Here is a 20,537-nt window from a genome sequence, read left to right as displayed (position 1 = left end):
TCCACGCAATAGATGTTCTCGCCGCCGCGGATCAGCATGTCCTTGGCGCGGTCGACGATGAAACAGAAGCCCTCCTCGTCCAGGCGGGCCAGGTCGCCGGTGCGCACCCAGCCGTCCTTGAAGGTCTCGGCCGTGGCCTCGGGCCGGTTCCAATAGCCTTTGACGATGTTGGGCCCCTTGGCCCACAGCTCGCCCACCCGGCCGGGCGGCAGCTCGGTGACCCCGTCGGCGGGATCGACGATCTTCAGCTCACACGGCGGCGGCGCCACGCCGCAGCTGTCGGGGCGGTGCTCATAGTCCTTGCCGATATTGGTGGTGCAGGTGGCCGAGGTCTCGGTCATGCCCCAGCCGTTGGAGGGCGCCGAGCCCGGGAAGGTCTCGACGATCTTGCGCACCAGGTCGGGCGCGGACGGCGCGCCGCCATAGGCCACGGTGGTCAGGGACGACAGGTCGAAGTCCTGGCGGGCCGGATGCTCGATCAGCTGCCAGGCGATGGTGGGCACCCCGCCGGTGTTGGTGACCCGCTCGCGTTGGATCAGGCCCATGGCCTCCACCGGCTCCCACTTGCGCATCAGGACCAGCTTGGCCCCCGAATTCAGGGCCGGCGACAGGGTCGCATTGCACCCCGTCACGTGGAACATGGGCACCACCAGCAGATAGACCCGCTTGGGGAGCTTGTGGGCGTCCTGCTCGGGGATGGGCTCGCCCCGGCGCAGGAAACCGCGGGCGGCGGCGCAGGCGCTGGCCATGATGTTGGCCGTCAGGTTGCGGTGGGTGCCCAGCGCCCCCTTGGGCTTCCCCGTGGTGCCCGAGGTGTAGAAGATGGTCGCCGGATCGTCGGGATGCAGCGCCACCGCCGGCAGGGGCTGGTCGGCCAGGTCCTTCCAGCCGTTCACCGGGCCGATGACGCCCTCCAGGGCCGCCAGACGCGGATCGTCCGGCAGGTCGGCCGCCCGGGCGACATAGATGCGCGCAAGGTCGGGGCAGGCGTCCAGATGGGCGAGGATCCGCTCCAGCCGCTCATCATCCACCAGGGCCACCTTGGCGGCGGAATCGGCCAGGCCGAACTCCAGCTCCGGCCCCGTCCACCAGGCGTTCAGCGGGGTGACGATGGCGCCGATAATGGCCGCGGCGAAGAAGGCCACCGGCCATTCGGGCAGGTTACGCATGACCACCGCCACCCGGTCGCCCTTGCCCACCCCGTCGGCTTGCAGCCGGTGGGCGAGCGTGATCACCGCCCGGGTGAAGGCCTCGAAGCTGGCCCGGTCGTCCTCATAGACGAGGAATTCGCGGGCCCCGAAGGCCCGGCCGTTCAGCAGCACGTCGCGCAGGGTGGGCGGGGCGTTCTTCCAGACCTTGGTCGGCACGCCCTCGATCACCGCCTCGTCCAGCTCGAACCGCTCGCCGGGCGCGGTCAGCGTCGCATGGGCCTCGGCGATGGACATGACGGGCCAGGGCTTGGGGGCGGTGTCGGTCATGGGGGTCCTGGTCTCCTCGCGGTTGGGCGTCTTGAAGCGGCCTTTGAGCCCCAGAAAGCCGAGCCGCGGGCGCGAGGCAAGTCCAGGCGCGGCGCGCGGCGCCAGAGATTTCGAACCCCGAAGGACACAAAGAACACGAAGGGCCGCAGCATCTTCGTGTCCTTCGTGTCCTTTGTGGCTTCCGTCCCGCCGCCTGCGGCGCCCGGGACGTGTCCGTCAGGCGGTGGCCTTTTCCCGTTCGGCCTTCAGCCTGGCATAGCCTTCCTTCAGCTCCTCCAGCTCCTTGGCGTACTTGGCCTTGGCCTCATCCTGCAGGCGCGGGATGTGATAGCTGGGGAAGAGGTCGTTCTCCGGCCGGTAATCCTTCAGGATCTGCTTGGCGAGCGTCACCTTGTGGACCTCGGTGGGGCCGTCGGCGATGCCCATGACCAGGGAGCTGGTCACCATCCGCATGAAGGGCATCTCGTTGGAGACCCCCAGCGCCCCGTGCAGGTGGGCGGCCTTGGTGGCCACGTCGTTATAGACCTTGGGCATGGCCACCTTGATGGCGGCGATGTCCTTGCGGACCTTGTTGTAGTCCTTGTGCTTGTCGATCAGCCAGGCGGTGCGCAGCACCAGCAGGCGGAACTGCTCCACCGCGATCCAGGAATCGGCGATCTGCTCCTGGACCATCTGCAGGTCCGACAGCCGCCCGTCGCGGGTGGTGCGCGAGACGGCCCGGCGGCACATAAGGTCGAGCGCGTGGCGGCAGGCGCCCACCGTGCGCATGGCGTGGTGCACGCGGCCCCCGCCCAGGCGGACCTGGGCGATGACGAAGGCGCCGCCGCGCTCGCCCAGCAGGGCCTCAGGCCCCACCCGGACATTGGTGTAGCGCATATAGCCCTCGGTCCCGCCGCCGATCTCCCCGCCGGCGCCCACGGCCACATTGCGGATGATCTCCACCCCGGGGGTGTCGGTGGGCACCAGGAAGATGGAGGTGCGCTTATAGGGGTCCTTGGCGTCCGGATCGGTGATCGCATAGACCACCAGCAGCTTCGAATAGCGGGCGTTGGTGGAATACCACTTCTCGCCATTGATGATCCAATCCTGGCCGTCCTGCACCGCGCGGGTGGTGAAGGTCAGGGGATCGGAGCCGCCGGTGGGCTCGGACATGGAGAAGGCCGAGCGGATCTCCCCGTTCAGCAGCGGCCACAGCCAGCGGTCCTTCTGCGCCTGGGTGCCATAGTGGGCGATGATCTCGGCGTTGCCGGTGTCGGGCGCCTGGCAGCCGAAGATGGTGGGGGCCAGGGAATTGCGCCCCAGCTTCTCGTTCATCAGGGCGAGCTTGAGCTGGCCAAAGCCCTGGCCGCCCAGGTCCGGACCCAGGTGACAGGCCCACAGGCCCTGATCCTTCACCTTCTGCTGCAGGGGCTTGATGAACTTCTCGCGGCCCAGGGGACCGTGGGCGGCCATGCCCAGATGGCTGAGCGGCTCGACCTCCTCGCGCATGAAGTCCTCGATCCAGTCGAGCTTCTTCTGGAATTCCGGGTCGGTTTCAAAGTCCCAGGCCATGGGGTCCTCCTGTGGGCTCCGTCCGCGCGGAGCATTTTCGTAAGTCCGGTATGGCGCGGGGCGCAGAGCATACCGGATATTCAAAATCTCGGGGCGGCGTTATCGGCCGCCGGCCCCATTATCATCGCCGGAGGAGCGGGACGCAACGGGGCGCCGTCCTGCGGCTCAACCCCAGGACTTCATTCAGCTTTCAGCGAAAAAGCAGGGCTCAGGCCGAGGCGGCCTGGTCCTGGGCCGGACCTTGAGACGGCGCCGGCGAGGGCGCCGGACCCAGCCGCGCCGTGCGCCATCCGCCCCACACATAATAGCCGCCGGCCAGGATCAGGGTGGCCAGGCTGCCGATGGGAAAGCTCCACCAGATGGCGTCGGCGCCGAACCGGGGCTCCAGCAGGGCGGCCAGGGGAATGCGGATCACCCACAGCGAGATCACCATGGCCAGCAGGGGGGCGATCACCGCGCCTGTGGCCCGCACCACGCCTGCGAAGATGAAGGCCATGCCGAAGGGGATGAAGCCCCAGAGCGCGATGGCGTTGATCTCCCGCGCCACGGCGATGGAGGGGCTGCCCTGGGGCAGGAAGAGGCGCAGGATCAGGGGCTCGAAGGCCAGGATCAGCAGGATCGGCGCCAGGGCGGCCACGAAGGCGAAGGCCACCCCCAGGCGCGCGGTGCGCTCCACCCGGTCCATGCGGCCGGCGCCCACATTCTGCGCGGCCATGGAGGAGACGGCCGCGCCCAGCGCAAAGGCCGGCATCTGCACATAGGTCCAGATCTGCAGGGCCGCCCCATAGGCGGCCGCGGTGACCGCGCCATAGGCGTTGACGAAGGCGATCATCACCACCGCCGCGCCAGAGACCACCACCATGTGCAGGGCCATGGGCACGCCCTTGAACACCAGGGTGCGGATGATGGCCAGGTCCGGGACCAGCATGGAAAGCTCCCCGCGCCGGGGGACCAGCACGCTGCCGGTGCGGTAGAGATAGACGATCATCCCCGCCAGGGCCGCGGCCTGGCTCACCAGGGTGGCCGTGGCCGAGCCGGCGATCCCCATCTCCGGGAAGGGGCCGATCCCCATGAGCAGCAGGGGGTTGAGGACGATGTCCAGGGCCACGGCGCCCAGCGCGAAATAGAAGGGCGTGCGGGAATCCCCGGTCCCGCGCATGGCCATCATCACGAAGGAGAAGAAATACATGGCCGGAGCAGCCAGGAAGATGATGCGCAGATAGGTCACCGCCAGGTCGTGCACATCGCGCGGCGCGCCCATCAGGTCGAGGATGGCGGGCGTCGTGAGGTAGCCCGCCGCCCCCACCGCCACCGACAGGCCGGCGAAGAAGGTGGTGGAGACGCCCGCCGCCCGCCGAGCGGCCGCAGCGTCCCCGGCCCCCACGGCCTGGGCGATGAGCAGATTGGCCGCCATGGCGATGCCGAAGGCCGCCCCCAGCAGCAGGAAGAGGATGTTGTTGGCGTTGGCCGCCGCCGCCAGCGCCTGGGGACCCAGCACATGGCTGATCCAGGCGGCGTTGGCCGTGCCGTTCAGCGACTGCAGCGCATTGGAGCCCAGCACCGGCAGGGTGAAGAGGATCAGGCTCTTGCCGATGGGCCCGCTCACCAGGTCGGGCTGGCCCTTGGGACGGCGCAGGGTCGGCGCCTGAGACGGGGGGTGGGGCGGCTCTTCCGTCGACATGGTATCGGCCTCCCCGCCCGTGACGGTTTCAACCTTAGGCAGGGGGCATTGGCGCCACAACCCGCGCTCTTGGCGCCCCTGGACCCCCCGCCGTCTTGAGCCCGCCGCATTTCGCTGTATGAGCGAGCCACGAACATTTGATCGGGCGGACAAAATCGCCCGCAGACGAAGGCCCGCATGAAAATTCTGATCACCGGCGGCGCCGGCTTCATCGGATCAGCGGTGGTCCGGCGCGCCGTGGCCCAGGGGCACGAGGTGGTGAACCTCGACGTGCTGACCTATTCGGCCAATCTCGACAATGTGGCCCAGGTGGCGGACTCGCCCCTCTACGCCTTCGAGCAGGCCGACATCTGCGACGCCCCGAAGATGGCCCAGGTCTTCGCCCGTCATCAGCCCGATGCGGTGATGCATCTGGCCGCCGAGAGCCACAATGACCGGGCCATCGACGGTCCCCTGGCCTTCGTGCGCTCCAACGTCATGGGAACCGCCGTGCTGCTGGAGGCCGCACGGGCCTATTGGAACGGGCTGGAGCCCGGTCGAAAGGCCGCCTTCCGCTTCCACCATGTCTCCACCGACGAGGTGTTCGGGGCCCTGGGCGAGGACGGGGCCTTTACCGAGGACACCCCCTACGATCCCAACTCCCCCTATTCGGCCAGCAAGGCCGGCGCCGACCATCTGGTCCGGGCCTGGGGGCGCACCTATGGCCTGCCGGTGGTGATCACCAACTGCGCCAACAATTACGGCCCCTTCCAGTTTCCCGAGAAGCTGATCCCCACGGTCATCGTGCGGGCCATGGAGGGCAAGACCATCCCCGTCTATGGGGACGGCCGCCAGGTGCGCGACTGGCTGCATGTGGACGATCACGCCGAGGCCCTGCTGCTGGTGCTCGCCAAGGGCCGGCTGGGCGAGACCTACTGCATCGGCGGGGACTCCGATCACCGCAATCTGGAGATCGTGAAGATCCTCTGCGCCGAGCTGGACAAGGTCGCCCCGGCCAACACCCCCCACGCCGAGAAGATCACCTTCGTGGCCGACCGGCCGGGCCATGATTTCCGCTACGCCATCGACGCGGCCAAGCTGAAGGCCGAGCTGGGCTGGTCGCCCTCCACCCCCCTGGATCAGGGCCTGGCCGAAACCGTCCGCTGGTACGTGGACAACCGCGACTGGTGGCAGGCCATCCGCGAGAAGGGCTTCCATTCCGAGCGCCTGGGTCTGGCCAAGGCATGAGCCTTCGCATCCTGCAGTTCGGGGCCACGGGCCAGCTCGCCCGGGAAATGCTCGACCGCGCCCAGCCCGGGATGGAGATCCGCGCCCTGTCCCGCGCCGAGGCCGACCTGACCGATCCCGAGGCCGTGGCCCGGGCGGTGGCCGAGGCCGGCGACATCGATCTGGTGCTGAACGCCGCGGCCTATACGGCGGTGGACCGGGCCGAGAGCGAGCCGGACCTGGCCTATGCGGTGAACGCCTGGGCGCCCCGGGCCATGGCCCGGGCCTGCCAGGCGCGCGGGGTTCCCCTGCTGCACATCTCCACCGACATGGTGTTTTCCGGCGCCAAGGACGGCCCCTATGTGGAGACCGACGCGCCCGCCCCCCTGCACGTCTATGGCGCCTCCAAGCTGGCCGGGGAACAGGCCGTGCTGGAGGCCTGCGACCGGGCCCTCGTGATGCGGGTCTCCTGGCTGTTCTCCGCCCACGGCCAGAACTTCCTGCAGATGATGTTGCGCCTGGCCGAGACTCAGCCCCGGCTCAAGGTGGTGGACGACCAGAGGGCCCGGCCCACGGCCAGCGGCGACGTGGCGGCCTTCATCCTCAGCCAGGGGGAGCGGCTGGCCCGCGCGCCTTCAGGCGCCCCGGACTGGGGCCTGCTGCACCTGGTCAATGCCGGCGTGGCCAGCCGCTACGACATGGCGCGGGCCATCTTCGCCCTCACCCGGCCAAACAATCCCCCGCTCATGGAGCCCGTCCCCACCAGCGCCTTCCCCACGCCTGCCCGCCGGGCCCTGAACGCGGTGCTGGACACGGGCCGCATGCAGGAGGTCTTCTCCCTTCAGCTGCGTCCCTGGGAAGAAGCCCTGGAGGATGTCCTGGCCCAGATGGCGAACCCTAAGGAGACGGCGTGAGGCGCGGAATCATTCTGGCCGGCGGCTCGGGCACCCGGCTGCACCCCTTGACCCTGGCGGTCAGCAAGCAGCTCCTGCCCATCTACGACAAGCCGATGATCTATTATCCGCTGTCGGTCCTGCTTTTGGCCGGCGCGCGCGAGATCCTGATCATCACCACGCCGGAGGACCAGGCCGGCTTCAAGCGCCTGCTGGGGGACGGCTCCCAGCTGGGGGTGCGCTTCGAATTCATCGTCCAGCCCAAGCCCGAGGGCCTGGCCCAGGCCTATCTGCTGGGCGAGGAGTTCGTGGCCGGCGAGCCCAGCATCATGGTGCTGGGCGACAACATATTCTTCGGCCAGAACTTCTCCCAGATGCTGCGCTCGGCCGACCAACGCCGCCAGGGCGCCACCGTCTTCGGCTATCCGGTGAACGATCCCGAGCGCTACGGGGTGGTGGAGCTGGGCGAGGGCGGCAAGGTGCTGGGAATCGAGGAGAAGCCCGCCCAGCCCAAGTCCAACTATGCGGTGACCGGCCTCTATTTCTATGACGGCCAGGCCAGCCAGTACGCCAAGACGCTCAAGCCGTCCCACCGCGGCGAGCTGGAGATCACCGCCCTCAACCAGGTCTATCTGGAGGCCGGCCAGCTGAATGTGGAGCTGCTGGGCCGGGGCTTCGCCTGGCTGGACACCGGCACCCATGACAGCCTGATCCAGGCGGGCGAACTGATCCGCACCCTGGAGCAGCGCCAGGGCCTGCGCATCGGCTGCATTGAGGAAGTGGCCTATTCCAAGGGCTTCATCGACCGCGCCCAACTGGCCGATCTGGGCCGCGCCCAGGCCAAGGGGGAGTATGGCCAGTATCTCATCCGCCTGGCCGAGCGCCTGGGTCCCCCGGCCGAGCCCGCCGAATAGGGCATGAGCCGCCCCCATGAGCCGAGCATGACCAGCCTCTGCCGGGACCGCGACTGGATCGACGCCGCGGTCCAGACCATCGAGGCGGACTTCAACCGCTCGGCCGACACCCACCTTTTGCGCGCCCCCCTGGCCGGCGCGGTGGCCCTCTATGTGAAGGACGAGTCCACCCATCCCACGGGCAGCCTGAAGCATCGGCTGGCCCGCTCGCTCTTTCTCTACGCCCTCTGCAACGGCTGGATCGGCCCGCGGACCCCCATCGTCGAGGCCTCCAGCGGCTCCACGGCGGTGTCGGAGGCCTATTTCGCCAGGCTCCTGGGCCTGCGCTTCATCGCCGTCATGCCCCGGTCCACCTCGCCGGAAAAGGTGGCCCAGATCGGCTTTCACGGTGGCGAGAGCCACTTCGTCGACAGCCCCGGCCAGGTCTATGCCGAGAGCGCGCGCCTGGCCGCCGAACTTTCCGGCCACTACATGGACCAGTTCACCTATGCCGAGCGGGCCACCGACTGGCGGGGCAACAACAATATCGCGGAGTCCATCTTCAGCCAGATGGCCCAGGAGCCCCACCCCCTGCCCGCCTGGATCGTGGCCGGCGCCGGCACGGGGGGCACCACCGCGACGCTGGGGCGGTTCATCCGCTACCACCGGGCGCCCACCCGCCTGTGCCTGGCGGATCCGCAAGCCTCGGTCTTCCACCGCCACGTGGCCGACCGCAGCCTCACCGCCCTGGCTGGTCCGAGCTCCCTCATCGAGGGGATCGGCCGCGCCCGGTGCGAGCCCTCGTTCAATCCGGACCTGATCGACCGCGCCATCGCCGTGCCCGACGCGGCCAGCATCGGCGCAGCCCGAGTCCTGTCGCGCCGGCTGGGGCGATCCTGCGGGGGCTCCACCGGGACCAATCTATGGGCCTGCGCCCAGGTGATCGAGACCCTGGCCGCGGAGAACCGCAGCGGATCGGTGGTGACCCTGCTGTGCGATTCCGGCGAGCGCTATGGCAGCACCCTGGGGGACGACGCCTGGCTGGCGGCCGCGGGCGTCGAGACCGCCCCCTATGAGGCGGCCATGGAAACCTTCTTCGACACCGGCCGCTTCACCCCGCCCCTTTAGAGCGTTCCGACAAGTGGAAACCGGTTATCGGATCGAAACGCGCTCAAGTGCTTGAGTTTAAAGCCTGATCCAACGATCAGACGGTTCCGTCTGATCGCATCAGGCTCCAGGCTCAGTTGGGCGGAAAGGCCTGGCGCTGGCCGTCCAGCTTGTGGACCACGCCCCGGCGCATGACGAAGGTGACCCGCTCCAGTTCGGTCACATCCTCCAGCGGGCTGGCGGCCACGGCGATGATGTCGGCGATCTTTCCGGGCGCCAGGCTTCCATGGGTTTCAGCCAGACCCAGCAGGTCGGCGGCGTCCAGGGTGGCGGTGCGGATGGCCCGGGCCGGGCTCATGCCCCCGTCCACCATCATCTTGAATTCCGTGGCGTTCTGGCCGTGGGCCGAAACGCCGGTGTCAGTGCCGAAGGCGATCTTGACCCCCGAGGCGGCGAACTGGTTCACGTGCTCGGCGAAGGCGATGCGGGCGGCCTCCTCGGCCTTGGCCAGCACGGCCGGGGGCCGCTGGCCGGCCCGGGCCTGCTGCACGGCGGCCTCCGGGGCGATCATGGTCGGCACCAGATAGGCCCCGGTGCGGCGGAACAGGGCCAGGGTTTCCGGATCGGTGAAGGTGGCGTGCTCCACCGAGTCCACGCCGGCGCGCAGGGCCGCCATGATGCCGTCCTTGCCATGGGCGTGGGCGGTGGCCTTGCGGCCAAAGGCGTGGGCTGTCTCGACGATGGCCTGCATCTCGTCATCGAACATCTGCCGGCCCAGGCCCCCGGCCACATTGGACAGCACCCCACCGGTGGCGGCGAACTTGATCACCATGGCGCCCTGGCTCACCTGCAGGCGGACGGCCCGGCGGCAGGCCTCAGGCCCGTCGCAGGTGTTGATGGCTCGGCCGCGCTCCAGGGCGGCATAGTCCTGGGCCAGGCCGTTGGCCCCGTCCCCGTGGCCGCCGCTGATGGAGATCATCCGCCCGGCGTTGATGATGGTCGGCCCCTCGATCAGACCCTTTTCGATCCCGTCGCGCAGGGCGGTGATGGCCGCCGGGTCCGAGCCCAGGTCGCGGATGGTGGTGAAGCCGGCGGAAAGCGTGCGGCGGGCGTTGTCCAGGCCGACCACGAAGCGGTCCTCGGCGTCCCGGTTCATGGCCTCCAGCCGGGCGGCGGTCTTGTCGTCGTCGGAGAAGATATGGACGTGGGCGTCCATCAGGCCGGGCAGGACGAACTGGCGCGACAGATCGATGCGCGCGGCGCCCTGCGGCGGCTCCACATGGCCGTCCAGCACCTGCGCCACACGGCCGCCAGCCACCACCAGGGTGGAGGCGCCCCGCGGCGCCTCGCCAGGCCGGTCCAGAAGGGCGCCGGCGTGGATCCAGGTCTGGCCGGCGGCGGATTCGCCCGCCGGGGTCTGGGCCAGGCCCTGGCCCGCGGCCAGCATCAGACCGGCGGCCGCAAGGCCCGCGGCGAAAATGGCGTATTTCATCGGACGTCCCCCACGGCGCATGGCCTTTTCTGTCGTTCGGCCCCGATCATGCCCGGTTCGCGGCGGTTTCGAAGCCCTTTTCCCGGCCAGAGCGTCCCTACCAGGGCTTCCACCAGGGCTCGACGCTCAAGGATGGCGAGCCGGGCTTCACCTCCTGCTCCCCCCAGGACATGACCATCAGGAAGGTGTGGCTGCGCATCTGGGTCTGGCCGGTGACCCGGCGGACCACCTTGGCCGGCTCGCCGGTGCGGGCGTCATAGGCGAAGGCCGAGAACTCGGCCACGCCCGAGCGCTCCTTCTGGCTGTAGAGCGAGAGTTCCGGCACGGTGAAGGTGGAATAGCGGTCGCCCGTGGGCAGGGTCAGGGCCGGCACGCCCAGAACCCGGTGCATCTGGTCGATGGAGAGCGCGCCCATACGGATTTCCACGATCAGATCGGCCTCATCGCGGGTGCGCACCAGGCGCAGGCCGCTGGCCATGACCCGCTGGCGCAGAGCGCTGATGGCGTAGGGCGCCCATTCGCCGGTGAAGTTCACCGTCTCCAGGAAGACCGCCGTGCCGGCCGGCGCGTCGATGCGGAAATCCGCAGCCGCCCGTTCGGCCGCATGCGCCACCAGCAGCTGCTCGGTGGCGGTCCGCCCCGGACGGGTCTCCACCGCAGACGCGCATCCCGCCAGCGTCAGACCGACGGCGGCGGCCAGGCAAAGGGCGGCCCTCTGGCCTGATTTGTGGGATGGCCTCATCAACCCCTCGTGCTTCCTGCCCCCCGGCCGAAACCCGATCGAGGGGCTCTTCAAGCCCGATTGCGCCCGCGCCGCAAGGCGGTCGCACCCCTATTTGATCACCAGCCCCTGGCCGGTGGGCAGTTCCAGGATCGAATAGCCCCGCTCAGCCATCCAGCGGATCTCCGCCTTGTGCTGGGCGCGATAGGCCAGCCAGCCGAAATCATCCAGGATCAGCACGCCGCCGGGCGAGATGCGGTCGAACAGCACCTCCAGCGCCCCGATTTCGGCCTCGGCGTTGTTCAGATCCAGGTGCATGAAGGCGATGGTCTCAGGGGAGGCTTCGGCCAGGGACTGGGGCACCCAGCCCTGGGTGATCACCGCCTGCGGCACGTCAGCGAACCGCTCCCGCACCTGGTCCACCAGGGTCTCCCCATGGGCGGCCATGCTGTGGTGGGGCATGGAGTCGTTGTGCTCAAAGAGGTCGTAGAGGAAGTAACGCCGGTCGAGCTGGGCGAAATCCAGAAGATCGCAAAGTATTCGCGCGGAGGTGCCCTTGTAGCAGCCGCACTCGACGAAATCCCCCTCCACCCGCAGGGCCTGCCGCGCCCCCCAGGCCAGGGTGGCCAGCCGCCAGATGGCGCCCCGTTCGGCCGGGGTCTGGGCCCACTTCATATAGGCCGTCATGAAGGGGATATCGTCCTGGAAGCCCAGATTGCGGCTGAGCGCGATCAGGTTGTCGGCCGCAAACAGGCCGCCCACCGGCTGGGGCAGGCATTCGGCCAGGTCGACCATGCCGCCCCAGGCCTTTTCCGGGTCGGAGAAGCCATAGAAGGCGCTGCGGACCACAGCGGCGGGGTGCTGGAGCGGGGGCATCTTGCGCATGGCTTCACCTTAAGGGGCCGAGCGGCCCAGCGGAACCAGGTCCGATCCGGCCGGTGCGGCTTGGTCGGCCCTCAGGGCGACAGCCAGCGGCGGGGGCGCAGGTCGCCCAGGTCGCGGCGGGCGCCCGGCGCCAGTCCCAGCCGCGTCATGCGGGCCGGCGGCAGGCCGGCCAGGGCCTCCACGGGCTCCTGACCCTGGACAGGGCTGGCGGCCACCGCCTCGCCCAGGCCGATGGCCATGTCCACGGCGGTCCATTCGGCCCGGGCGCGCTCGGCCTCGCCGATGGCGAAATAGCGTCTCTGCGGCCCCTGGCCCGGGCGCTCCACCAGCACCGCCACCACCCATCCGGCCGGCTGGCGGGGGTCCGGCTGGCGGGCCTCCGTCGGGCGGCGCAACCTAGCCCGCCCGCGACAGGCGGCGGCAGAGATCGTCCAGCTGTTCCAGGGTCTTGTAGCTGATCTTCAGCTCGCCCTGGCCGCCCCGATCGGCGATCTGGACCGTCAGGCCCAGCACCTCGGCCAGGTCGTTCTCCAGGGCCAGGGTGTCGGTGTCCTTGAAGCCCGAGCCGCCGCTGCTCCGGGGGGTCCGGGGCGTGGGATCGGCGGCCTTGCGGGCCAGGGCCTCGGTGTCGCGCACCGAGAGATTGCGCGCCATCACCTGCTCGGCCAGGGCCAACGGCTGATCAGAGGTGATCAGGGCCCGGGCATGGCCGGCCGACAGCTTGCCCTCCAGCACCAGGTTCTGCACATCGCCGGGCAGGGTCAGCAGGCGCAGCATATTGGCCACGTGGCTGCGGCTCTTGCCCACCACCTGGGCCACCAGCTCCTGGGTGCGGCCGAACCGGGCCATCAGCACCTCATAGGCGCGGGCCTCTTCGATGGCCGACAGGTCGGATCGCTGCACATTCTCGATGATGGCGATCTCCATGACCTCCACATCGGTGAGGTCGCGGACGATGACCGGCACCACATGCAGGCCCGCCATCTGGCTCGCCCGCCAGCGGCGTTCGCCGGCCACGATCTCGTACTGGCCGTCATGGCGCACCCGCACCAGGATGGGCTGCAGCACCCCGCGATCGCGGATGGAGGCGGCCAGTTCGGCCATTTCCTCGTCGCGATAGACGATGCGCGGCTGGCTGGGATTGGGGTGGATCAGCTCGATGGGCGCTTCGCCCACCTGGCCCGGCGTGACGGCGGCCGCCCCCGGCGCGGGGGCGCCCTGGCCGCCTTCCACCGGAACCTCCTGCTCGACCTCGCCTAGCAGGGCCGACAGACCCCGGCCCAGACCTCTGCGGTTTTCCGCCATGATGCTCTCTTAAGACTCCCTCAGGCGGCCTTGGCGCGGCGCTTGCGCTCGCGGGCCACCACCTCGCGGGCCAGCTTCAGATAGGCCTGACTGCCCGCGCACTTCAGATCATAGACCAGCACCGGCTTGCCGAAGGACGGCGCCTCCGACACCCGCACATTTCGGGGGATGACGGTCTCATAGACCGTCTCGCCGAAATGGCCCCGCACATCGCTGGCCACCTGTTCGGACAGGCTGTTGCGCCGGTCATACATGGTCAGCACCACGCCCTGGATCTCCAGGGCCGGGTTCAGGCTGCCCCGCACCAGCTCCACCGTCCGCATGAGCTGGGTCAGGCCCTCCAGGGCGAAGAACTCGCACTGCAACGGCACCAGCACCGCATCGGCGGCGGTCATGGCGTTGACCGTCAGCAGGTTCAGCGACGGCGGGCAGTCGATCAGCACATAGGTGAAGTCGCCGTCCCGGCGGATCTGCTCCAGGGCGTCGCGCAGCTTGAACGAGCGGCGGGCTTCCTGGCCCATCTCCAGCTCCACCCCCGACAGGTCGGGATCGGCGGGGATCAGAAAGAGGCCCGGCAGGTCGGTGGCCACCACCGCCTCGACCGCGGGCTTCTCGCCCATGAGCACGTCATAGAGGGTGGTCTTGCGCCGGGCGCGGCCCACCCCCAGGCCTGTGGAGGCGTTGCCCTGGGGATCGGAGTCGATCAACAGCACCTTCTCGCCCACCGCGGCCAGGGCCGTGCCCAGATTGATGGCCGTGGTGGTCTTGCCCACCCCGCCCTTCTGGTTGGCGATCACCAGGACGCGGGCGCGGGCGGCCTTGGCCGGAGCGACCGGGGCCTCCTGGACCTCAGCTTCGACGGGCATGGACCTTGTTCCTTACACGTAGGATCTGGCCGCGGGGATCGCTGGCGCTGGGGAGAAGCTCGGAGGTGAAACGCCACTGCAGGCGGGCGGCCTCGATCTCGGCGCCCACATCCTGACCCTTGAGGAACAAACCCTCGGCCCCGCGATCGAAGAACGGCTTGGCATAGCCCAGCAGGCGCACCAGGGGGGCGCAAGCCCGGGCCGTGACGATATCCACATCCAGCCGCAGGTTCTCCGCACGTTCATTGTGGACGCTGGCCGGCAGGTCCAGGCGGGCGACCATCTCCTCCAGGAAGCGGCAGCGCTTGGCCATGCTCTCCACCAGGTGGACATGGAAGCCCTCGCGGCCGCGACCCATGATCGCCAGCACCAGGCCGGGCAGTCCGGCCCCGGCGCCCAGGTCGGCCCACACCTTGGCCTCCGGCGCCTGTAAAATGAGCTGAGCGGAGTCCCAGGCATGCCTTCCCCAAAAGTCGGGCAAGGTGGCCGGACCGACCAGATTCATCCTTTGATTCCAGTCGGTTAGCGCCTCGCGGAAGGTCTCCAGACGGGAAATCTGGTCATCCGAGGCCCCGCTCAGCCGCACAAAATCCGCGACGTCGATGTGGGGTGCGGCGCTGTGCGCCACAGAGGCGATTTTTTCGAGGCCGTTTTCGCCGCTCTGGACGCCGGTCGGCGAGGAAAGCGCCGCGCTCATGCCGCCACCCGCCGACGGACATGGGCCAGCAGCGCCGTCAGCGCGCCGGGCGTCACCCCTTCGATCCGCGCCGCCTGGCCGAGCGTCAGGGGCCGCACCGCCGCCAGCTTCTCCCGCACCTCGTTGGAGAGGCCGCCCACGGCGGCGTAGTCCAGATCGGCGGGCAGGCGCAGATCCTCATCCTTGCGGAAGGCCTCGGCGTCGGCGGCCTGGCGGTCGAGATAGCCCGCATAGGCGGCGTCGATCTCCAGCTGCTCGCGAACCTCAGGCGACCAGGCCGCGATCTCCGGCCATACCTGCGCCAGGTCGGTGAAGCCGATGGTGGGATAGGCCAGCAGCTGGGTGAGGTTGCGCACCACCCCGTCGGCCTTCACCGGCAGGCCCGCCTTGGCCGCCTGGGCCGGGGTCAGGGTCAGGGCCGCGGCCCGACCGCGGGCCTCGGCCAGGGCTTGCGCCTTCGCGCCATAGGCCTGGGCGCGCACCGACCCCACCACGCCGAGCGCGAGGCCCGCCGCGGTCAGCCGCTGGTCGGCATTGTCGGCCCGCAGCAGCAGGCGGAACTCCGCCCGGCTGGTGAACATGCGGTAGGGCTCGGTCACCCCGCGGGTGACCAGGTCGTCGATGAGCACGCCGATATAGGCCTCATCCCGGGCGAAGACGTGCCCCTCCCCTCCGCCAGCGGCGCGGGCGGCGTTCATCCCGGCCACCAGGCCCTGGGCGCCGGCCTCTTCATAGCCGGTGGTGCCGTTGATCTGGCCGGCCAGATAGAGGCCCGGCAGGCGCTTCACCTCCAGGGTGGGGAAGAGCTCGCGGGGGTCCACATAGTCATACTCGATGGCGTAGCCATACCGCTTCACCTTCACCGCCTCGAGGCCGGGGATGGTGCGCAGGAAGAGGTCTTGCGTCTCCTCCGAGACCGAGGTGGAGATGCCATTGGGATAGACGGTGTCGTCGTCCAGCCCCTCCGGCTCCAGGAAGATCTGGTGGCTGGTCTTGTCGGCGAACCGCACCACCTTGTCCTCGATGGACGGGCAATAGCGCGGCCCCCGTCCGCTGATCCGCCCGCCATAGACCGCCGACTCGCTCAGGCGCTCGGCGATGATCCTGTGGGTCTCGGCCGTCGTATAGGTGATGCCGCAGGCGATCTGCGGGGTGGTGATGGCTGCGGTCAGGAAAGAGAAGGGGGTAGGCGGATCGTCCGCCGCCTGCATCTCCAGCCGGTCCCAGGCGATGGAGGCCTTGTCCAGCCGCGCCGGCGTGCCGGTCTTCAGCCGCCCCATGGACAGGCCGATGTCATAGAGCCGGTCGGACAGGCCGATGGCCGGGGCTTCGCCGGCCCGGCCCGCCGGGATGCGGCGGTCGCCGAGATGGATCAGACCCTTCAGGAAGGTCCCGGTGGTGAGCACCACGCGACCGGCGCGATAGACGGCGCCCGAGGCGCCGACCACCCCGGTGACCCGCCCGTCGGCCACCACCAGATCCTCCACCGCCTCGGCGCGGAGGGTGAGGTTAGGGGTCGCCGCCAGTTCGGCCTGCATGGCCTCCCGATAGAGGCGGCGATCGATCTGCGCCCGGGGGCCGCGCACCGCCGCGCCCTTGGATCGGTTGAGCAGGCGGAACTGGATCCCGGCCTGGTCGGCCATGCGCCCCATGACCCCGTCCAGGGCGTCGATCTCGCGCACGAGATGGCCCTTGCCCAGGCCGCCGATGGCCGGATTGCAGGACATCTCGCCGATGGTGTCGAGCCGGTGGGTGAGCAGCAGGGTGCGCGCGCCGCAGCGGGCCGCGGCGGTGGCGGCCTCACAACCGGCGTGACCGCCGCCGATCACAATGACATCCCAGGCCTGGGTCACTTGCCGTCCAGTTTTCGGTGAACCTTGGCGGCCCCCGCGCGGGGGCCTCAGCCGTCTATATAGGTCATGGCGGCCCGGCGGTCGACGGGCCGGAGGCGGTATGTCGCGGGTTTGACCCGGTCGGCCCGGTGTTTCACGTGAAACAAACCTCGCCAGCGCCGGAGAAGGACCCGGCCTGTTTCACGTGAAACATCACTTGCCGATGCAGAAGGTGGAGAAAACCCGGTCCAGCACGTCGTCGGGGGATATGCGCCCCGTCACCCGGTCCAGGGCGCGGGCGGCGAGCCGCACATCCTCCGCCGCCAGCTCCGGCTCGGCCGCCGTCAGGGCGTCGTTCAGCCGGCTCAGGGCCTCCCGCAGCAGCTCCCCGTGCCGCAGGCGGGTGGCCGTCGGCGGCTCCCCGCCCCCCAGGGCGGCCACCACCCGCTCGGCCAGGGTCTGTTCCAGCCAGGCCAGATCGCTGGGGGAGCGCGCCGTGAAAGGGGTGGCGTGCGGATTGACGGGCTCACCCAGGTCCCGCTTGGTGGCGAGCTTCAGGTCGTCCCCGCTGATTTCCGGGGGCGGGGCGATGGTCTCGCTCCCATCCACCAGCCAGATGCGCAGGTCGGCCTCCGCCGCCCAGGCCCGGGCCCGGCGCACCCCTTCGGCCTCGATCTCGTCGCGCGTTTCCCGCAAGCCCGCCGTATCGGCCAGGACCACCTTATAGCCCGCCAGGACCAGGGGGACCTCGATCACGTCCCGGGTGGTGCCCGGCGTGGCGGTGACGATGGCCGCGTCCCGCCGGGCCAGGGCGTTCAGCAGAGTGCTCTTGCCCGCATTGGGGCGGCCGATCAGGGCGATCCGGAAGCCCTGGCGCACCCGTTCGCCGCGCTCGGCGCCGGCGGCCGCCGCCGCGATCTCCGAGATCAGCCGCTCCAGCACCGGCCGGGCGCGGGCGGTCACATCGGCGGGAATCTCCTCGTCGGGAAAGTCCACGGCGGCCTCGAACACGGACAGGGCCTCGATCAGGTCCGCCCGCCAGGCGGCCTGGTCCAGGCTCAGCCGGCCGCCCAGCTGATCCAGGGCCTGCCGGCGCTGGGCGTCGGTTTCGGCCTCGATCAGATCGGCGACGCCCTCGGCCTGGGCCAGGTCCAGCTTGCCGTTCTCAAAGGCCCGGCGTGTGAACTCCCCCGGTTCAGCCAGCCGCAGGCCGAGACCCGCCAGGGCCTCGAGCACGCCCGCGGTCACGGCCGGGCCGCCATGCAGATGAAACTCCGCGGAATCTTCGCCGGTATAGCTGGCCGGCCCCGGAAACCAGAGCACCAGGGCCTGATCCAGAACCCCGCCGTCCGGCCCGCGCAGGCGTCTCAGGCTCGCCAGACGGGGCGCCGGGCGGGCGCCAGCCAGGGCGTCCACCGCAGGTCCGGCGGCGCGACCGGTGACCCGCACCACCGCCACCGCCGCCCGCCCGGGCGCGGTGGCGGCGGCGAAAATCGTGTCGTTCATTTGGGCCGCGTCGTCCCGGACATGGCGCCCTCGGCCGCCGCGGTCATGAGCTTGCGGAACTGCTCCTGGGCCCCGACGCCGAAGGCTGTCCAGGCCTTCATCAGCTCATCGGGGGAGGCCATGGCCATATTGGCCTCCATCCGGCGGCTCATCTCGGCCACCATCTTCTCATTGATGTCGGTGACGTCGGGCAGGCCCAGAAAGGCCCGCGCCTCGGCCGGGGTGCAATCGATCTCGACGGTCATCTTCATGGCGAGGCTCTCCCTGGCGCCCGGGACGGGCGCGAAGACCACTAACCTATGGTCCTGCCGATCGTGGCAGGTTACTAGCCCCTGCGCCCTCCTGGCGCATCCCCCCACGCGTCTGCGCCCCCGTAAGGGGGCGATTCCCAGCGGAACGGAGTTCGATATGGCCAGCCATACCCTTCAGATCCAGACCCCCGACGGCGCCTTCGCGGCCTATGTGGCCGCGCCCGCCCAGACGCCAGCCCCCGCCATCGTGGTGATCCAGGAGATTTTCGGGGTCAACCAGGTGATGCGCGACATCTGCGACGACCTGGCGGCCCAGGGCTATCTGGCGGTCTGCCCCGACCTCTTCTGGCGGATCGAGCCCGGCGTGGACATCACCGACCAGTCCGAGGCCGAGTGGAAAAAGGCCTTCGAGCTGATGAACGCCTTCGACGTGGACCAGGGCGTGCGCGACCTGCGCGCGGTGATCGAGACCGTGCGCGGCCATGAGGCCTGCAGCGGCAAGGTGGGCGCGGTGGGCTATTGCCTGGGGGGCCTGCTGGCCTTCCTCACCGCCACCCGCACCGACGCCGACGCCAGCGTCTCCTATTACGGTGTGGGCATCGAACAGCGCACCGCCGAGGCCGAACGCCTGGCCAACCCGCTTCTGATGCACATCGCCGAGAACGACCAGTTCGTGCCCAAGGCCGCTCAGGAGCTGATCCTGGGGGCGCTCAAGAACCACCCGCAGATCCAGATCCACACCTATCCCGGCCGCGACCACGCCTTCGCCCGCAAAGGCGGAGAGCATTATGACGCCGCCGACGCCGAGGCGGCCAACGCCCGCACGGCGGCCTTCTTCCAGACCCATCTCCGCTGATGCGCGCCATCCGCATCAGCCGCACGGGCGGCCCCGAGGTCCTGGAACTGGTGGAGGTCGAGACCCCCGCCCCCGGCCCCGGCGAGATCCTCATCCGCCATGAGGCGGTGGGGATCAACTTCATCGACACCTATCACCGCACGGGCCTCTATCCGGTGAAGCTGCCCTCGGGCCTGGGGATGGAGGCCGCCGGCCGGGTGGAGGCGGTGGGCGAAGGGGTCACCCGCTTCGCCGTGGGCGACCTGGCGGCCTATGCCTCCGGGCCCATCGGCGCCTATGCCGACCTCCATGTGGTCAAGGCCGACCGGGCCGTGAAGCCGCCGGAAGGCGTCAGCGCCCAGGTCGCCGCTGCGGCCCTGCTCAAGGGGATGACGGCGGAGTTCCTGCTGCGCCGCTGCTACCCGGTGAAGGCCGGCGAGACCATCCTCGTCCATGCCGCCGCCGGCGGGGTGGGCTCCATCCTGGTCCAGTGGGCCAGCCGTCTGGGGGCCACGGTCATCGGCACGGTGGGCTCGGCGGAGAAGGCGGCGCGGGCCCGGGCCCAGGGCTGTGACCACGTGATCCTCTATCGCGAGGAGGATGTGGCCGCCCGGGTGCGCGAGATCACCGGCGGCGCCGGCGTGCCCGTGGCCTATGATTCGGTGGGGGCGGCCACCTTCGAGGCGACCCTGGCCAGCCTGGCGCGGCGCGGCCTGTTCGTCTCCTTCGGCAACGCCTCGGGGCCGGTTCCGCCGTTCGCCCCCGCCCGGCTGTCGCAGATGGGATCGCTCTTCCTCACCCGCCCGACCCTGTTCGACTATGTGGCCACCACCGCCGAACTGGACGCCTGCGCCGAGGCCCTGTTTTCTGTCATCGCCTCAGGGGCGGTGAAGATCGAGATCGGTCAGACCTTCCCCCTGGCCGAGGCGGCGCGGGCCCATCAGGCTCTGGAAGGCCGCGACACCATCGGCGCCTCGCTTCTTCTCCCCTGATCCAGACACGCTGGAGGAGCAAAAAACATGGACGGGATTTCGCTCTGGCACTGGCTGATCGTGCTGATCTACGCCTTCGTGGTCGTCGTGCCGATGGGCAAGATCTTCAGCCGCCTGGGGCTGCCCTGGGCGCTGGCCTTCCTGATGATCGTGCCGATCGTCAATCTGGCGACCCTGTGGGTGGTGGCCTTCATCAAGTGGCCGCGAGACAAGACTCCCCCACCCCAGGCCTGATGTTTCACGTGAAACAGGGACCGGAGCCGCCCGTCTGAGCGCGGCCGGCGAACGAAACGGGCGCGCGACTCCGGCCGCGCGCCCGGCCCCTCAGGTGTTCATCGACTGGAAG

At 69.7% G+C, this 20,537-nt stretch carries 20 protein-coding genes; 7 read left to right on the top strand and 13 right to left on the bottom strand.

Annotated features, from left to right (window positions below):
* The 3 genes from V7D28_RS05840 to V7D28_RS05830 form a co-directional block, all read right to left on the bottom strand.
* Window positions 1–1,478: class I adenylate-forming enzyme family protein (locus V7D28_RS05840; RefSeq protein ID WP_333586427.1), on the bottom strand; the 1,478-nt coding region annotated here is incomplete at its 3' end.
* A gap of 216 nt (window positions 1,479–1,694) precedes the next feature.
* Entirely contained in the window at window positions 1,695–3,029 is a 1,335-nt protein-coding gene (locus V7D28_RS05835) for an acyl-CoA dehydrogenase family protein (RefSeq protein ID WP_333586426.1), read from the bottom strand.
* 208 nt (window positions 3,030–3,237) lie between these two features.
* A complete protein-coding gene (locus V7D28_RS05830; protein ID WP_333586425.1) occupies window positions 3,238–4,710 on the bottom strand; it encodes an MATE family efflux transporter in 1,473 nt (490 codons plus the stop codon).
* Between the two features lie 177 nt (window positions 4,711–4,887).
* Here V7D28_RS05830 and rfbB point away from each other — a divergent pair, with 177 nt between their 5' ends.
* The 4 genes from rfbB to V7D28_RS05810 are packed head-to-tail and all read left to right on the top strand — an operon-like array spanning window position 4,888 to window position 8,830.
* Window positions 4,888–5,937, top strand: coding sequence for a dTDP-glucose 4,6-dehydratase (rfbB, locus tag V7D28_RS05825; protein WP_333586424.1), 1,050 nt, complete (start codon window positions 4,888–4,890; stop codon window positions 5,935–5,937).
* Window positions 5,934–6,830, top strand: coding sequence for a dTDP-4-dehydrorhamnose reductase (rfbD, locus tag V7D28_RS05820; protein ID WP_333586423.1), 897 nt, complete (start codon window positions 5,934–5,936; stop codon window positions 6,828–6,830). Before rfbB ends, rfbD begins: the two co-directional genes overlap by 4 nt.
* Window positions 6,827–7,723, top strand: coding sequence for a glucose-1-phosphate thymidylyltransferase RfbA (rfbA, locus tag V7D28_RS05815; protein ID WP_333586422.1), 897 nt, complete (start codon window positions 6,827–6,829; stop codon window positions 7,721–7,723). Before rfbD ends, rfbA begins: the two co-directional genes overlap by 4 nt.
* 27 nt (window positions 7,724–7,750) lie before the next feature.
* Entirely contained in the window at window positions 7,751–8,830 is a 1,080-nt protein-coding gene (locus V7D28_RS05810; RefSeq protein WP_333586421.1) for a PLP-dependent cysteine synthase family protein, read from the top strand.
* Window positions 8,831–8,942: 112 nt separating this feature from the next.
* On the opposite strand, the gene V7D28_RS05805 is transcribed toward V7D28_RS05810, so the two are convergent.
* From V7D28_RS05805 to V7D28_RS05760, 10 genes are all read right to left on the bottom strand, one after another.
* Window positions 8,943–10,301, bottom strand: a complete 1,359-nt coding sequence (locus V7D28_RS05805) for a metal-dependent hydrolase family protein (protein ID WP_333586420.1) — start codon at window positions 10,299–10,301, stop codon at window positions 8,943–8,945.
* A gap of 97 nt (window positions 10,302–10,398) precedes the next feature.
* On the bottom strand, window positions 10,399–11,043 hold the full coding sequence (locus V7D28_RS05800; protein WP_333586419.1) for a DUF6655 family protein: 645 nt from the start codon (window positions 11,041–11,043) through the stop codon (window positions 10,399–10,401).
* A gap of 90 nt (window positions 11,044–11,133) precedes the next feature.
* Complete coding sequence (locus V7D28_RS05795) at window positions 11,134–11,907, bottom strand: TylF/MycF/NovP-related O-methyltransferase (RefSeq protein WP_333586418.1); 774 nt, start codon at window positions 11,905–11,907, stop codon at window positions 11,134–11,136.
* A 71-nt stretch (window positions 11,908–11,978) separates the two neighbouring features.
* Window positions 11,979–12,302: a hypothetical protein gene (locus V7D28_RS05790; RefSeq protein ID WP_333586417.1), complete on the bottom strand. Its 324-nt coding sequence runs from the start codon at window positions 12,300–12,302 to the stop codon at window positions 11,979–11,981.
* A 1-nt stretch (window position 12,303) separates the two neighbouring features.
* Entirely contained in the window at window positions 12,304–13,212 is a 909-nt protein-coding gene (locus V7D28_RS05785) for a ParB/RepB/Spo0J family partition protein (RefSeq protein WP_333586416.1), read from the bottom strand.
* Between the two features lie 20 nt (window positions 13,213–13,232).
* Window positions 13,233–14,078 carry a ParA family protein gene (locus tag V7D28_RS05780; protein WP_333586415.1) on the bottom strand — a complete coding sequence of 282 codons (846 nt, stop codon included), beginning with the start codon at window positions 14,076–14,078 and terminating at the stop codon, window positions 13,233–13,235.
* Window positions 14,062–14,706, bottom strand: a complete 645-nt coding sequence (gene rsmG / locus V7D28_RS05775) for a 16S rRNA (guanine(527)-N(7))-methyltransferase RsmG (RefSeq protein ID WP_442957898.1) — start codon at window positions 14,704–14,706, stop codon at window positions 14,062–14,064. The genes V7D28_RS05780 and rsmG overlap by 17 nt, the downstream gene beginning before the upstream one ends.
* 65 nt (window positions 14,707–14,771) lie before the next feature.
* On the bottom strand, window positions 14,772–16,628 hold the full coding sequence (gene mnmG / locus V7D28_RS05770; protein ID WP_333586414.1) for a tRNA uridine-5-carboxymethylaminomethyl(34) synthesis enzyme MnmG: 1,857 nt from the start codon (window positions 16,626–16,628) through the stop codon (window positions 14,772–14,774).
* 192 nt (window positions 16,629–16,820) lie between these two features.
* Window positions 16,821–18,113, bottom strand: coding sequence for a tRNA uridine-5-carboxymethylaminomethyl(34) synthesis GTPase MnmE (gene mnmE, locus V7D28_RS05765; RefSeq protein WP_333586413.1), 1,293 nt, complete (start codon window positions 18,111–18,113; stop codon window positions 16,821–16,823).
* Entirely contained in the window at window positions 18,110–18,364 is a 255-nt protein-coding gene (locus tag V7D28_RS05760) for a DUF6489 family protein (protein ID WP_333586412.1), read from the bottom strand. The genes mnmE and V7D28_RS05760 overlap by 4 nt, the downstream gene beginning before the upstream one ends.
* Before the next feature lie 157 nt (window positions 18,365–18,521).
* Here V7D28_RS05760 and V7D28_RS05755 point away from each other — a divergent pair, with 157 nt between their 5' ends.
* The 3 genes from V7D28_RS05755 to V7D28_RS05745 are packed head-to-tail and all read left to right on the top strand — an operon-like array spanning window position 18,522 to window position 20,425.
* Window positions 18,522–19,220, top strand: coding sequence for a dienelactone hydrolase family protein (locus V7D28_RS05755; RefSeq protein WP_333586411.1), 699 nt, complete (start codon window positions 18,522–18,524; stop codon window positions 19,218–19,220).
* Complete coding sequence (locus tag V7D28_RS05750) at window positions 19,220–20,191, top strand: quinone oxidoreductase family protein (RefSeq protein WP_333586410.1); 972 nt, start codon at window positions 19,220–19,222, stop codon at window positions 20,189–20,191. Before V7D28_RS05755 ends, V7D28_RS05750 begins: the two co-directional genes overlap by 1 nt.
* Before the next feature lie 27 nt (window positions 20,192–20,218).
* On the top strand, window positions 20,219–20,425 hold the full coding sequence (locus V7D28_RS05745) for a hypothetical protein (RefSeq protein WP_333586409.1): 207 nt from the start codon (window positions 20,219–20,221) through the stop codon (window positions 20,423–20,425).
* Window positions 20,426–20,537 lie beyond the last annotated feature (112 nt).

This window comes from Phenylobacterium sp. (assembly GCF_036723115.1).
Lineage (GTDB): Bacteria > Pseudomonadota > Alphaproteobacteria > Caulobacterales > Caulobacteraceae > Phenylobacterium.
Note: the sequence above shows the minus strand (reverse complement) of the source record. Positions and strands in the feature narration are given on the sequence as shown.

Bases quoted from the DNA above. Each gene is read 5' to 3' on its own strand.
- V7D28_RS05780 (WP_333586415.1), bottom strand. From the start codon at position 14,078: ATGCCCGTCGAAGCTGAGGTCCAGGAGGCCCCGGTCGCTCCGGCCAAG.
- V7D28_RS05800 (WP_333586419.1), bottom strand. From the start codon at position 11,043: ATGAGGCCATCCCACAAATCAGGCCAGAGGGCCGCCCTTTGCCTGGCC.
- rfbD (WP_333586423.1), top strand. From the start codon at position 5,934: ATGAGCCTTCGCATCCTGCAGTTCGGGGCCACGGGCCAGCTCGCCCGG.
- V7D28_RS05795 (WP_333586418.1), bottom strand. From the start codon at position 11,907: ATGCGCAAGATGCCCCCGCTCCAGCACCCCGCCGCTGTGGTCCGCAGC.
- V7D28_RS05835 (WP_333586426.1), bottom strand. From the start codon at position 3,029: ATGGCCTGGGACTTTGAAACCGACCCGGAATTCCAGAAGAAGCTCGAC.
- V7D28_RS05760 (WP_333586412.1), bottom strand. From the start codon at position 18,364: ATGAAGATGACCGTCGAGATCGATTGCACCCCGGCCGAGGCGCGGGCC.
- V7D28_RS05785 (WP_333586416.1), bottom strand. From the start codon at position 13,212: ATGGCGGAAAACCGCAGAGGTCTGGGCCGGGGTCTGTCGGCCCTGCTA.
- V7D28_RS05745 (WP_333586409.1), top strand. From the start codon at position 20,219: ATGGACGGGATTTCGCTCTGGCACTGGCTGATCGTGCTGATCTACGCC.
- mnmE (WP_333586413.1), bottom strand. From the start codon at position 18,113: ATGAACGACACGATTTTCGCCGCCGCCACCGCGCCCGGGCGGGCGGCG.
- V7D28_RS05810 (WP_333586421.1), top strand. From the start codon at position 7,751: ATGACCAGCCTCTGCCGGGACCGCGACTGGATCGACGCCGCGGTCCAG.
- V7D28_RS05755 (WP_333586411.1), top strand. From the start codon at position 18,522: ATGGCCAGCCATACCCTTCAGATCCAGACCCCCGACGGCGCCTTCGCG.
- V7D28_RS05830 (WP_333586425.1), bottom strand. From the start codon at position 4,710: ATGTCGACGGAAGAGCCGCCCCACCCCCCGTCTCAGGCGCCGACCCTG.
- V7D28_RS05750 (WP_333586410.1), top strand. From the start codon at position 19,220: ATGCGCGCCATCCGCATCAGCCGCACGGGCGGCCCCGAGGTCCTGGAA.
- V7D28_RS05805 (WP_333586420.1), bottom strand. From the start codon at position 10,301: ATGAAATACGCCATTTTCGCCGCGGGCCTTGCGGCCGCCGGTCTGATG.
- rfbB (WP_333586424.1), top strand. From the start codon at position 4,888: ATGAAAATTCTGATCACCGGCGGCGCCGGCTTCATCGGATCAGCGGTG.